The sequence below is a fragment of the Peptoniphilus sp. BV3C26 genome, from assembly GCF_000478985.1.
Classification (GTDB): domain Bacteria; phylum Bacillota; class Clostridia; order Tissierellales; family Peptoniphilaceae; genus Peptoniphilus_B; species Peptoniphilus_B koenoeneniae.
Map to the genome: position 1 here is coordinate 89,471 of NZ_AWXB01000065.1, position 13,967 is coordinate 103,437.

The following is a 13,967-nucleotide window of genomic DNA, read 5'->3' on the forward strand; positions in this document are numbered from 1 at the left end:
CCTCCTCTCTTTTATATTATAACCTATGAAAGCTTATATTTATATAAAAAAATACCCCTGCATAAGCAAGGGTGTTTTTATAAATTTACTTTGCAGAATATTCTTTATAAGTTTCTTCATTATAAGGAACAGTAATTTCACCTGAAATTATTTTTTCTTCAATAGCTTTTGTTTTTTCGATTAATTCTGCAGGTACGTGCTTGTCTGAACTTGGAGCAATACCAACAGCTCCATTATCAGATAAACCAAGATTAATAGTTGTTCCGCCTGGGAATTCTTTTCCTTCAGCTAGGTCTTTAACTATATTATAAACTGCAACATTTGCATTTTTCATAGCAGAAGTTAATACATTGTCAGGAGCTGCATCAATTTGATCTCTGTCAACACCTATTGCCCATTTTCCTTCTCCCATTTCTTTTGCTGCTTCAATAACTCCGTCTCCTGTTCCGCCAGCTGCATGGAATACTATATCAGCACCATTTTGGAACATAGTAGTTGCAATTGCTTTTCCTTTTTGTGAGTCTGCAAAACTTGCTGCATATTGAACCATAACGTCAATTTTTTTGCCAAGTTCTTTTGCTGCATAATCAACACCTGCTCTAAAACCATAGTCAAATCCCCAGATTATGTTACTTTCAACTCCACCAACAAAACCAACTTTGTCAGTTTTTGTAGTGTGTCCTGCAATGTAACCAACTAAGAAAGATGGTTCTTGAGCTCTAAACATTATACCTACAAGGTTAGATGGTGCTTCGATTTTATTTCCATCGGCATCAACTGTTGGATCAACATCAACTATTGCAAATTTAACATCAGGATTTGCTTTAGCTTCTTCAATTATTGTATCTCCCATTTTATAGCCTGCACCAACGATTAAATCTTTTCCATCGTCTAACATAGTTTCAAAATTCGGCTTATAGTCATTTGAATCTTTTGATTCAGAGTATGCTATATCTACTCCAAAATCTTCTTTAGCTTTGTCAAGACCTTCTTTAACTCCTTGGTTAAATGATTGGTCGTTAACTCCACCTTCATCAGTTACAAATCCTATTTTTAAGTCTGATTTTGTTGCTTCAGCTCCTTGTTTGTTACCATTTGCTTTTTTGTCATTACCATCTTTAGGTGCAGAATTTCCACAACCTACAAGAGCCATTGCAAAAACTAACAATAAAGCAATAAGTGATCTTCTTTTCATTGTTACCTCCTTTGTAAGAATAAACTGTTTCTTACTTGTAAATTAATTATATTATAGAATATAGCATTTTTCAATTTAGACTAAAAGCTCTATAGATCGCAATTTAATAGGTTTTAGTATTTAAAAAAGATTTAAAAAATAATCTAATATTACGAAAATATTTTCACAAAAAAAACAACTCGCTTTTCACGAGTTGTTAATTTTTTATTAAATTGCTCTTGGAATTATAAATATAATTAAAACTATAACAAAGAAGATTATTGTCCACGCTAAGGAACGTTTTAAATCTTTTTTCATAACCGTAATTTCATCTCTACCATAAATATTTGAAATAACAGCTCCTATATAAGCAAGTATAGTCCAAATAATCAGCATTCCAAAGACGCTTGCTCCTCTATCTAAAAATCTATGCACCGTTATAACTGACAGCATCATTAAAATCATGTAAGGTATTTGAGATTTTTTACTGTTAAGCCAAAGTAAAAGAAGCATACAAATTATAGAAAGAACAAAGACAATGCTGTTTATTGTATTTGCTGTAGATATTGATGAAACTGCTTTTTCATTAATTATTTCAAGAGAGTTTACGTAATAGCCTGATTGATTGAAATTTTTGTTTTCATTTTTTATCCCATCTTTTGGTTTTGTAGTATCTTTAAAACTATCTACTCTGGTATTTGTTATAAATACTGAATTTTCTGAAATTGTTCCTTTTTTACCATAGTTTAAATGTTTAGGCTCACTTTTTACAGTAAAGTTATATTGGGTAACTTCTTTCTTTAAAGGTACTCTTATCTTAGAAGTTGCCATAAAATTATAATTTTTAACTTTTTTGTATAAATCCTTTAACTTTAAATTTTCTGTGAAAAGGGAACTATTAATTTTATCGTAGTCGCCTTTTAATTCTACATCACTGAATACAGGGCTTATACCTTCCGGAAAGAAAGTTTGACCTATAGGATTGCCTAAAATTCTAAAATTACCAAAATCGCCTATATAATCAAATGAAATATCATATTTAACATAATTTCTATTATTTTCATTTGCAATAGCTCTTGTTACAGTCAAATTTTGAATATCTTGAGGATCGTTAAACAAAATTCCGTCAAATGGTACAGGCATATTTTTTGCACTTGGCCAAAAGACTTCAGAAGAGAAAGATTTTGCAAGAGTTGATAAAAATAATAACAAAATAAAAATTCCGTATATTATGTAGTTTTTAATCTTCTTGTTCATAGTTACCTCCATAATGAAAACATTTCTATCATTAATAATACCACGAAGTACGAGAAAATACACTATTTTAAGAAAAAAAGTTTTTACTTATCAAGTAATATGAATTTTTATCCATATATTATGTAAAATATAAATCTTTTTTAAATATCTTTTCGCTTTTTTATACAAAAATCCCCTAAGCTTATAAGCTTAGGGGAACATTTTTATTTATCAGCTTTTTTTGCTTTTAATTCTTTTAAGTTTTTTATAGATTCAATTAAAGCATCTGTTAATCCGTCCATATCACTTCTATTTGCTGAGTTAAGTGAAGTATTAATAGTTACTCTTTCATTTAGAACGTCCATAAGCTTCATATTTTCATCTAAGAAATCTTCCATTTTATCGCCTACTGTACAAGCCCAAGTACCATTTTCAAGGATACCTATTGTTCTGTTTTGTAGGTTAAGAGCTTCCATATCATTTAAGAAGTCTTTCATTGGAGGATAAATACCTAAGTTATAAGTTACTGAAGCAAGAACAATGTGTGAGTATTTAAAAGCATCTGAAATTAAATATGAAACATGAGTACTTGACACATCTCTTACAACAACATTTGTCATACCTTTTTCACAAAGGTCTGATGCAAGTTCTTGTGCTGCTCTTTCAGTGTTTCCATACATTGAACCGTAAACAATTAATACACCATATTCTTCAGGTTCATATTTACTCCAAGTATCATACTTTCCGATAATATATCCGAAATCATTTCTCCAAACTGGTCCATGAAGAGGGCAGATAAATTTAACTTGCGGAAGAAGTGGGGCTGCTTTTTTCAATACATCTTGAACAAAAGCTCCATATTTTCCTACAATATTTGTTAGATATCTTCTCATGTGGTCTAAATAATCTCTGTCGAAGTTTACTTCGTCATTAAATAATTTTCCGTCAAGTGCTCCAAATGTACCAAAAGCATCAGCTGAGAACAGACATCCGTTGGTTACGTCTAAAGACATTATAACTTCAGGCCAGTGAACCATTGGAGCTTCAACAAAGGCAAAAGTGTGTTTACCGAAACTAAAAGTGTCTCCTTCTTTAACAATTATTTTATTTTCTTCTTTTATTTCATATCCTGTTTGGCTCATAAATTCAAAGCCTTGTTCTGAACATATAACTTTAACATCTGGATATCTTAAAATTACTTCTTCAATTGCTCCTGCGTGGTCAAGTTCCAAGTGATGAATTAAAAGATAATCAAGGGGTTCGCCATTTAATACTACTTTTATTCTTTCCAAGAAATCTTTTACAATTGACCAGTCAACTGTATCAATCAAAACATTTTTTTCATCCTTTAACAGATATGAGTTATATGAAACTCCTTCCGGAATTGGATGAATATTTTCAAATAGATGTGTTCTGTGATCATTTCCACCAACATAGTAAAGATCATCAGTTACTTTTCTAATATTATATAACATCTTTTACCTCCTAATTACTTTCTATCACTCGGAAATTCCATTTCAATGAAATCTTTCTTTTCTGTTTGACATTCAGGGCATTCCCAAGTATCAGGCAATCTTTCAAAATCTGTACCTGGATCAATTTCACCTTCCGAATCTCCAAGATCAGGATCATATTCATATCCACAACCCGGACATACCATTACTTTATAGTTAGGTGCAAGTTTTCTCGGTTTAGATCTTCTAACTTTCTTCATTGGAGGTGCCGGTTTCTTTTCTTCAGTTCCGAATTCTTCAATAAGAAGAGGCATATATTCATTAATATCACCAACTATTCCATAGTCAGCGTTCTTAAATATTGTAGCACCAGGATTCTTGTTGATTGCAACAATTGTTGAAGCATCTTTGATACCTTTTAGATGTTGAGTTGCTCCTGAAATTCCAAGGGCAAAGTATAGATTTCCTCTGAATTTTTGTCCTGACATACCTACATATCTTTCAAGAGGTAGATATTTAAGTGTTTCAGCAACAGGTCTTGAAGAACCTAAGGAAGCTCCTGCAGCTTGTGCAAGTTTTTTAGCAACTTCCATATTTTCTTTATCGCCAATACCTTTACCTACAGAAACGACCCTTTCAGATTCACTTATAGGAGTATCTACAGGAATTCCTACTGTGAAATCATAGCCATCTTTTTTAAGAGCAGCTACAAGATCCTTTACATTTTTCTTAGGATCATCAGAATCAAACATTTGTTTCTTTCTTTCTCCTGTTATTGGTCCCTTCTTTTCCCCTAATACTGCTGCAACTTTATTTTTCTTTCTCTTTATTTTTCCTACTATATTTGCTGCAATAACAACTCTTTGAATTTCATTTGTTCCTTCATAAATTGTAGTTATTTTAGCATCTCTATAGAATCTTTCAACATCCATTCCTTTTAGGAATCCATTTCCGCCATGGATTTGAAGTGCATCATTTACAACTTCAAGTGCACAGTCAGATGCATACATTTTAGCCATTGCAGATTCCATACCATAGTTTTCATGGTTTGTTTTCATTTCAGCTGCTGAATATACTAAAAATCTTGCTGCACGAATTTTTGTTGCCATGTCTGCAAGTTTAAATGAAATGGCTTGTTGTTGGGCAATTGGTTTTCCAAATTGAATTCTTTCTTTAGCGTATTTTACTGCTGCTTCATATGCTCCTTGAGCAATTCCCAAAGCTTGAGCTGCTATACCTATACGGCCTCCGTCAAGAGTTTGCATAGCAATTCTAAATCCTTGTCCTTCTTGTCCAAGTAAATTTTCTTTAGGAACTTTAACATTGTTAAAAATAAGCTCTGCAGTTGAAGATGATCTTATGCCTAATTTGTCATAGTGATCCCCAAAAGTGAATCCTTCAAATCCTTTTTCAACTATAAAAGCTGAAATTCCATGAGTTCCTATACCTGGAGTTGTAACAGCAAATACTACATAAGTGTCTGCTTTAGGTGCATTGGTTATAAATATTTTATTACCATTTAAGATATAATAATCACCGTTTAGTTCTGCAGTTGTTTCTGTTCCACCTGCATCTGATCCTGCCTCAGGTTCTGTTAAGCCGAAGGCTCCTACATGTTCACCTTTAGCAAGAGGAACTAAGTATTTTTTCTTTTGTTCTTCGGTACCAAAAGCTTCTATAGGATAGCTTCCTAAAGATGTGTGTGCTGATAAAATAACTCCAACACCACCATCAACTCTTGAAAGTTCTTCTACAGCTATTGCATAAGATATAACATCTTTGCCTGCTCCACCGTATTCCTTAGAATAAGGAATACCCATCCAACCATTTTCACCAATTTTTTTAACTATTTCATCAGGATATTCATTGTTTTGATCAAGTGAAAATGCAATGGGTTGAACCTCAGCTTCAGCAAATTCTCTAACAGCTTTACGCAAAGATTCATGTTCATCTGTTGTTTTAAATAACATAGACTTGCCCCCTTCATTTTTATTGCTTACAGAAATATTTTTTTCTTCGGCAACTTTTTTGCTTTCTTCTTGCACATCATTGGCAACTGTTGCACTACTATTGTTGTCAATTTCTTTTTGGTCAGTTTCTTTCTTGATTACTTCTTTTTCTTCATCTTTTAAATCTTTTTCTTTAACATCACCCTTAAAATCTCTTACATCGGATTTGTTTGGCTTGTTAGATTTTTTTCTCTTAAAGATACTCAGAACACTCACCCCCCAAAAATTTTATAGAATAGGAAAGGTTTTCCATTATCTATTAATAAGTACTCAAATAAATCTAAATACTATACTGTAATTGTATCTTTTAATTTTACTACTGTCAATAAATTTAATAATTATTTAAATTTATTTTTGTATTTTAATAGTCTTCTCGCCCATTTAAACTACTGTCAATAAATTTAATAATTATTTAAATTTATTTTTGTATTTTAATAGTCTTCTCGCCCATTTAAACTACTCTAAATTTTATATACCCAATATTATAAATAAAAACAGTTTTATTTAATTTTGTTTTAAATAATTTAAAAATAAAAATTTTTTTGAATTTTTAATAAAACATTTTCAAAATCATCAAATTTTTTATTTTAATAAAAAAATACCAAACTTTAAGTGTTTCCTACACGAAAAATTCGGTATTCTATAAGATGGTTTTTTCTACTAATGATTTTCCATTTTTTATATTTACTGTAAAAGAATTGTCTCCAATGTTAGCTAAATATTGATTATGAGTTACCATAATTATTTGTCTTTCCATAGCTTCTGAAGATTTTTTTAAAAACTCTCCAAGATTAAAATTATAATCATTGCTAACATGCTTTCCTGGTTCATCAAAAATAATAGGTCCTTCTATAGGTGGTTTAGTTAAAAACATAAATGCTATTCTAAGAGCAATTGAAATTATATCAACTACTCCTCCACCCCTTGAATTTTCAGGTTTCGTTCTGACTGTATAACCTTCGTATTCATTTACAACATAAAATTCTGCGCTTACATTATCTCTGCTTTCAGATAATTCTATTTCAAACCTTATATTTTCTTCAAAAACATAAACTAAAAAATTGGTAACCATATTTTCTAATTGTGTTTTTGCTTCGTTTCTTGCAAATTCTGAAGATTTTTTAAGCAAAACTCCAACTTTGTTTAAAACTTCTTTGTATTCCAATTTGCTTTTTATTTCATTTTCTATTGAATCGTATCTTTTTTTTGTCAAGTCATATTGAAATCTTAATTTTGAAACATTTTTGTCGAAGCTGTCAATTTTCTCAACTATATCTTCCATTATAAATCCTCGGGCAAAAGAGAATTTGCCTCACTTATTAAATTTTCAATTTCTTTTTGAAGCTTTAAAATTTCATTGTCAAGATTTTCAGGATCTACATTAAGCTCTTTCAATTTTTTTATAAGTTCTTCTTTATTTCCTTCTAATGCTTCCAATCTTCCAACTGCTGTTGATTTTATTTGGCTTGCTTTATTTATTTTGTTTTTTAATGTTTCTATTTCTTTTTCATAGTTATTGTATTCTTTGTTTTCGTAACTCATATTTCACCCCGCAAATGATTTTCTATATGTTTTTTTGTATTCTCATCAATTTTTGAAAAACAAAAGGGACAGAAATCTAATTTGTTATAAATTTTTCTGTACTCTTCTAAATTTTTTTGGTAATCCTGACTTATAAAATCTATTTTTAGCTTTTCAATTCCAATATCTATTCCAATTTTTGATAAATTTTCATTAATTTGAATAAGCTTATTATAATTGTACAGACTCTTTTCTAATTTTTTAAATAAGTTAAAAGATTCATCTAAGTTTTCGTAACCCTTTAAAAATTTATCTGCTATTTTAAATTTTTCATTAAGGACATTCAACCTTTTTTTTATTTCCAGAAAATCATTAAAGCCTTTATTTTTATTTTCTAAATCATTTAAAATAATTTTAATTTTTTCAAGATTTTCAAGGCTCTTTATTTTTTCTTTTGTTAGATCAATTGTTCTTTCTAAGTTTAAAATTCGATTTTTCAAACTTAATAAATTTAAAAACAATTGATTTATTTTCTTAGATTTGTCATTTGTATCTTTTATAAATTCTAAGTTTTCTAATTTTTTTAATATTTCTTTGTTTTTTTCTATTTCTTTAGAATTATATATAAAATCATTCTTTAAATTAATAAGTTCTTTTAATTTCGCCTTTTTATTTAGGGCTTCTGTAAATATAGTATTTGCATCTTCTAATTTTTTAAATTTATTTATTATGTCTCTTTCTTTTTTTAATTCACCCTCTATGTTTTCTGCCTGGCATTTATAATCTCTAAGCTTAAATAAAAAATCATTATTTTTCAAAAATATTTCTTTTATTTTTTTTAAATTTTCCAGTCTCTTTTCATAATCTTCTAAAAAATTAAGAGAATCTAATTCCGCTTGTGCTTCATCTCTTAAGTTTATTTTGTTTTTAAGTTCAGAATTTAAGCTTAAAAGATCACTTTTTAAATCAGAGTAAGCAGTATCCAATATATCAACATCGTTTAGCTTTCCTATTGCTTTTGCTCTTTCATAAGGAGAATCTTGAATCAAAAATGGACCATCCAATTGCTCAGCTATATTAAGCATAGATTTTGAATATGTAAAATTTGTATACGATCTTATTTGAATTTCTTCGTAAATTTGAGGAGGAACTGTGTTTCCAAAACTTTCGAATCTTTGCAATCTTCCAAAAGAATCTGTAAGTTCATAAATATTTTTTGTCGATAATCGAATTCTCTTTAAAATTACATTATTGCTAAAAAATATTTCAACTGATGTTTCTTTTTCCCCTTCTCTTACAAAAAAATCTCCCTTAGGCTCATTATACAGGGCCCATTTTATTCCTCTGATTATGGCAGTTTTGCCACTATCTGACTGTCCAAGTATTACATTAAGCCCTTGGGTAAATTCAAGTTCACTATATTCATGAGATTGAAAATTTTTTAAAATAACTTTTGTTATATAGATCAATTTTTAACTCCCATCTGAGCCTCTGTAACTCTTCTTAAAGTTTCATCTTTAACATCTTTCGGTATATTTTCTTTGTTTGCAATATCATTAATAATTTTAAAAACATCTCTTTTTTCAAAACTTAAAGATGTTCCTGTGTTAATAATGTCCTCAAATTCAATTGCCTTAGATCTCTTAGATTTTGAGTTTTCTATTTGACTTCTATCTAAAACAAGTTCTCCTGATTGTGCCGATTTTAAGTATATTTCCTTAATTGAAATTTTATCTTTTAATTCAATTATTAATATTTTAGGTTTCCTTTTCATTTCAAGAACTGAATTGCTTATTCTAATAATAGATCCAGGATTAATAAAATATTTTCCATCATGAACTACTGTTTTAAACCCTAAATGATAGTGTCCGCACAAAGTTATATCTGCTTTAGTATCAAATATATCTGAAATCAAAGTGAAATTTATTCCTTCAATAAATGGTTTTTCCATTAAAAATCCATGAACCAAGTGAATTGAATAATCGGCTTCATTATCTACTTCATCCACCATATAGCTTTTTATGTTATCTTTTTCATCAATTCCGTATTTGTAAGGAGAACCGCTAATTTGAACATTGACATCTCCTCTTAACAAAATCCTTTTATTATCCAGGAGATTCATTATTCCTAAATCACATAAAAAACCAAGCATAGTTCTATTTACAGTTTCAGGATTATGACCATATATATCATGATTTCCACTTATAATATATATAGGGCATGGACTTTCCATAAATATTTTAGCAAAAGTTGAGGCAACAGATATAGATGTGTCCGGTCTGTCAAATAAATCTCCCCCATGTAAGATGTAATCCACATTTTCTTCTTTTGCTATTTGAAAAATTTCTCTTGTTTTATTTTCAAGAGTCAGAGGAAAGTCATCCAATCTGTTGACTGGATTAGTTCCTCTGTAATGAGTATCTGTAAAATACAAAAATTTCACAAAATCACCTAAAATTCTCTATCATTGTACTCTTCTTTTTCTTTATCTTCTTCTTTATCCGTTTTTAAGGTAGCTCGTATTTTTTCTTCAAGTTTTTTTGCAAGTTCAGGATTTTTTAAAATATAATCCTTAGCATTTTCTCTTCCTTGTCCAAGTTTTATGTCATCAATACTAAACCATGATCCTGCTTTATTGATTAATCCCATATCAGTTGCCATATCAAGTATTATTCCTTCTTTTGAAATTCCCTTTCCATACATTATGTCAAATTCTGCTTGCTTAAATGGAGGTGCAACTTTATTTTTAGCCACTTTTACTCTAACTCTGTTGCCTATCATTTCATCTCCTAATTTTAGAGTTTCAAGTCTTCTTATATCTAATCTTACACTTGCATAAAACCTCAATGCACGTCCACCTGTAGTGGTTTCCGGATTGCCAAAAGTTATTCCTATTTTTTCACGAAGTTGGTTTATAAAAATTACGGCTGTATTTGACTTATTTATTGCTCCTGTAAACTTTCTTAGAGCTTGAGACATAAGTCTTGCATGTCTTCCTACAGTAGCATCTCCCATTTCTCCATCAATTTCAGCTTTTGGAGTTAGGGCTGCTACAGAGTCAATTACAATAACTGATACAGCATTACTCCTAATTAATGTTTCAGCTATTTCCAAAGCTTGTTCTCCTGAATCTGGTTGAGATATTATTAAGTTTTGATCATCAACGCCAAGGGCTCTTGCATATTGAGGATCAAGAGCATGTTCTGCATCTATGAAAGCTGCAATTCCACCTTGCTTTTGTGCTTCAGCAATTATGTGAAGAGCAAGAGTTGTTTTTCCTGAACTTTCAGGCCCATAAATTTCAATTATTCTTCCTTTTGGAACTCCACCTATTCCTAAAGCCATGTCTAAAGAGAGTGCTCCTGTTGGTATAGCTTCTATATCCAATTTTGCATTATCTCCAAGAAGCATTATTGCTCCTTTACCAAATTGTTTTTCAATTCTTGTAACTGCATTTTCAAGAGCTTTTTGTTTGTCCTTATCTTCAATATTAATTTGCATCTGACCCTCCTAATATTTTTATTAAATAAGCTAAAATTTGATCTACGCTATTTCTTTGTATTTCTTTTCTATTTCCTAAAAGATTTAAACAATAATCGTAAAATTTATCTTTATATATTATCCCTATATAAACTTCTCCAACCTTCCCAACACTTGGATTGGGCCCGGCCTCTCCTGTAACTGATACACATATGTCTGAGTGGCTTATATTTTTTAATCCATAAGCCATTTCTTTAGCAACTTGTGGACTTACAACCTTATAATTTTTTATGCTTTCAGCACTTACACCTAATATTTTTATTTTAGCATCATCTGAATAAGTAATAAAAGATTCTTTAAGTACTTTCGATGCCCCCGATACAGATGTTATTTGACTAACCAATAGTCCCCCTGTCATAGACTCAGCAAAAGAAATTGTATAATCATTTTCTTTTAACATTCTAACTAAAGCTTGAGAGGGATTTTCATCATCGGAAAAATAATATCCCTTAAATTCTTTTCTTAATTTTAAATATATGTTATCAGCTTTTTCTTTTAATTCATTTTGATTTTTTCCATAGCAAATAATATCTACTTCCGTATGACTTGATTTTGCATAGGTATTAATCTGACAATTTTCATCTGTTAAGTTTAATTTTCTTATATGCTTTTCTGTAGAAGCCTCTCCAAGTAAGATGCAATTTAAACTTCTTTTTTCTATGAAAAATTTTGTATTTATATAATTGCTAAAATTTTCTTCAACTATTGCTTTAAATTCTTTTGGAGGACCTGGAAGTATAAAAATTTTATTATTATCTGTTTCAATAAGTTCTCCAGGAGCAAGTCCTACAGAATTATTTAATATTTTTGATCCTTCAATAACATAAGTTTGTTTTAAGGCTGAATAATAAAGTTTTCTTCCTAAACTTTCATAATATTTTTTTAAATGTTCTATGAGTTTTTCGTCAGCTTTAATTTTTAAACCTAAAACTTCAGCAAGAGTCTCTTTAGTTATATCGTCTTCAGTGGGCCCTAAGCCTCCTGATAAAAAAATATACTCAGATCTTTCCATAGCCTTCTTCAAAGCATTTGAAATATCCTCTCTATTATCTCCAACTGCACTTAGGTATGAAACTCTAACTCCTAAACTAAAAAGTTTTTTTAAAAGATAGTTTGAATTTGTATCAAGAGTATCACCCCTTAATATTTCATCTCCAACTGCTATTATCTCACCATTTACAAAATTACATGTTTTCAAGATCCAATACCTCTTTATTTTTTACCATATAGTCAACTGCAGAAATAATTGTGAAAAACAGTGAAATATAAAATAAAATTAAACCTGTTTTATATAAAATAGGTAGTCCTATTAACATTAATATTACAGCAACAAGTTGAGTTGCAGTTTTTATTTTTCCAAGACTTCCTGCTGCGATTGTTATGTTCATAGATGCTGCAATGATTCTAAATCCAGTTATTGCAAATTCTCTTGCAATAATAATTATTACTGCCCATGCAGGAATATCTCCCATTTCGCAAAAGATAATTATAGCAGAACATACTAAAATTTTATCAGCAAGAGGATCGGCAAACTTTCCAAAGTTAGTTACCAAATTGTTTTTTCTTGCCAAGTATCCATCTAAAAAATCTGTAAATGAAGCTATACAAAATACAATTGTTGCAATCACTCTAAATTCTTGTCCCAGATACATTAAAATAACAAAAACAGGCACAAGTAAAATTCTTAAAAAAGTTAATTTATTTGGTAGATTCATAACATTCCCCTATTAAATCGTATTCTATTGAATCAGTAATTTTAACATCAACAAAAGAATTAATATTGAGCTCCTTATCAGAACTTATATAAGTTACACCATCTATCTCAGGCGCATCCATATAAGTTCTTCCACTATAAGTTGTCTCATCAATTTTTTCCTCAACTAAAACCTCAAAAACTTCTCCTACTTTTTCAGATAGAGAATTTGCTGAAATATCAGCTTGAATTTCCATGATTTCTTCAAGTCTTTTTCTTTTTATCTCCTCGTCAACTTGATTTTTCATAGAATAAGCAGGAGTTCCCTCTTCTCTTGAATAGGTAAAAACCCCAACTTTGTCAAATTTTGATTCTTCAATAAAGCTTTTTAAAATTTCAAAATCTTCATCAGTTTCAGATGGAAAACCCACAATGAAAGTTGTCCTTATTACCATACCTGGAATTCTATTTCTTAGTTTTTTAATTAGGCTTTCTATATCTTCCTGATTGGTTCTTCTATTCATTAATTTTAAAATTCTGTTACTAATGTGTTGAAGAGGAATATCTGCATATTTTACAAGTTTTTTATTGTTTTTAAATTCTTCAATTAAATCCTCTTTAAAATTATCCGGATATAAATATAAAACTCTAATCCATTTTAATTCTTTAATCTTTGATATTTCTTTTATTAGATTTGTTAATTTATAAGCATTGTATAAATCTATTCCATAATCCGTTGTATTTTGGGCTATTAAAATAATTTCTCTTGTCCCGTTTTTAACAAGATATTCCACTTCTTTATATATGTTTTCAATTTTTCTTGACCTATTTTTTCCCCTCAACTTAGGAATAATGCAATAGGTACAAAAATTATTGCAACCTTCAGAGATTTTAACATATTCTGTAACTTTTACTTCTTTTGGATCCTTATATGCCCCTTCGGTATACTCAACATTTAGATTTCCTGTGAAAACAGGTCTTTGGTCTTTATATAAATCGTCTAAAGCTTCATTTATAAGATTAATGTTTCCTGTTCCTATGATGCCGTCAATTTCCGGAATGTTTTCTAAAAGTTCATCTTTATATCTCTGAGCAAGACAACCTGCTAAAAGTACTTTCTTATCTGAATTTTTTTTCATTTGGCATGCTTCTAAAATAGTATCTATTGATTCTTCCTTTGCAGAATCAATAAAACCACAAGTATTTACAACTATAACATCCGCATCAATAGGGTTATTAGTTGCTTTATATTTTTTTGTATCCAAAATTGAATTCATTATTGAAGTATCAACTTCATTTTTTGAACAACCTAAAGTTACAAAATTTATTTTTTTCATCAA

12 protein-coding genes are annotated in these 13,967 nt (G+C 29.7%); all 12 read right to left on the reverse strand.

The features are described 5' to 3' along the window. Positions 1-85: 85 nt before the first annotated feature. The 12 genes from HMPREF1253_RS08620 to rimO all read right to left on the reverse strand — a co-directional run bounded on the left by HMPREF1253_RS08620 (position 86) and on the right by rimO (position 13,964). On the reverse strand, positions 86-1,195 hold the full coding sequence (locus HMPREF1253_RS08620) for a BMP family protein (RefSeq protein ID WP_023056374.1): 1,110 nt from the start codon (positions 1,193-1,195) through the stop codon (positions 86-88). 207 nt (positions 1,196-1,402) lie between these two features. Next, the gene (locus HMPREF1253_RS08625; protein ID WP_023056390.1) at positions 1,403-2,431 is read right to left on the reverse strand and encodes a hypothetical protein; all 1,029 of its coding nucleotides are present in this window, start codon (positions 2,429-2,431) and stop codon (positions 1,403-1,405) included. Positions 2,432-2,634: 203 nt separating this feature from the next. After that, positions 2,635-3,885, reverse strand: a complete 1,251-nt coding sequence (locus HMPREF1253_RS08630) for an FprA family A-type flavoprotein (RefSeq protein ID WP_023056342.1) — start codon at positions 3,883-3,885, stop codon at positions 2,635-2,637. Between the two features lie 14 nt (positions 3,886-3,899). Next, positions 3,900-5,834, reverse strand: coding sequence for an acyl-CoA dehydrogenase family protein (locus HMPREF1253_RS09980; RefSeq protein WP_081696626.1), 1,935 nt, complete (start codon positions 5,832-5,834; stop codon positions 3,900-3,902). A gap of 679 nt (positions 5,835-6,513) precedes the next feature. Further along, entirely contained in the window at positions 6,514-7,155 is a 642-nt protein-coding gene (locus HMPREF1253_RS08640; protein WP_023056354.1) for a hypothetical protein, read from the reverse strand. After that, positions 7,155-7,415 carry a hypothetical protein gene (locus tag HMPREF1253_RS08645; protein ID WP_023056343.1) on the reverse strand — a complete coding sequence of 87 codons (261 nt, stop codon included), beginning with the start codon at positions 7,413-7,415 and terminating at the stop codon, positions 7,155-7,157. The genes HMPREF1253_RS08640 and HMPREF1253_RS08645 overlap by 1 nt, the downstream gene beginning before the upstream one ends. Beyond that, complete coding sequence (locus tag HMPREF1253_RS08650) at positions 7,412-8,863, reverse strand: AAA family ATPase (protein ID WP_023056315.1); 1,452 nt, start codon at positions 8,861-8,863, stop codon at positions 7,412-7,414. Before HMPREF1253_RS08650 ends, HMPREF1253_RS08645 begins: the two co-directional genes overlap by 4 nt. Further along, positions 8,860-9,837: a metallophosphoesterase gene (locus HMPREF1253_RS08655; protein WP_023056366.1), complete on the reverse strand. Its 978-nt coding sequence runs from the start codon at positions 9,835-9,837 to the stop codon at positions 8,860-8,862. Before HMPREF1253_RS08655 ends, HMPREF1253_RS08650 begins: the two co-directional genes overlap by 4 nt. Before the next feature lie 8 nt (positions 9,838-9,845). Then, a complete protein-coding gene (gene recA / locus HMPREF1253_RS08660) occupies positions 9,846-10,895 on the reverse strand; it encodes a recombinase RecA (RefSeq protein WP_023056330.1) in 1,050 nt (349 codons plus the stop codon). Further along, complete coding sequence (locus tag HMPREF1253_RS08665; protein WP_023056308.1) at positions 10,885-12,132, reverse strand: CinA family nicotinamide mononucleotide deamidase-related protein; 1,248 nt, start codon at positions 12,130-12,132, stop codon at positions 10,885-10,887. The genes recA and HMPREF1253_RS08665 overlap by 11 nt, the downstream gene beginning before the upstream one ends. Beyond that, positions 12,119-12,649, reverse strand: a complete 531-nt coding sequence (pgsA, locus tag HMPREF1253_RS08670) for a CDP-diacylglycerol--glycerol-3-phosphate 3-phosphatidyltransferase (RefSeq protein ID WP_023056427.1) — start codon at positions 12,647-12,649, stop codon at positions 12,119-12,121. The genes HMPREF1253_RS08665 and pgsA overlap by 14 nt, the downstream gene beginning before the upstream one ends. Further along, positions 12,633-13,964 (reverse strand): 30S ribosomal protein S12 methylthiotransferase RimO, encoded by a 1,332-nt coding sequence (gene rimO / locus HMPREF1253_RS08675; RefSeq protein WP_023056411.1) that lies wholly within the window; start codon positions 13,962-13,964, stop codon positions 12,633-12,635. The genes pgsA and rimO overlap by 17 nt, the downstream gene beginning before the upstream one ends. Between the last annotated feature and the right edge of the window lie 3 nt (positions 13,965-13,967).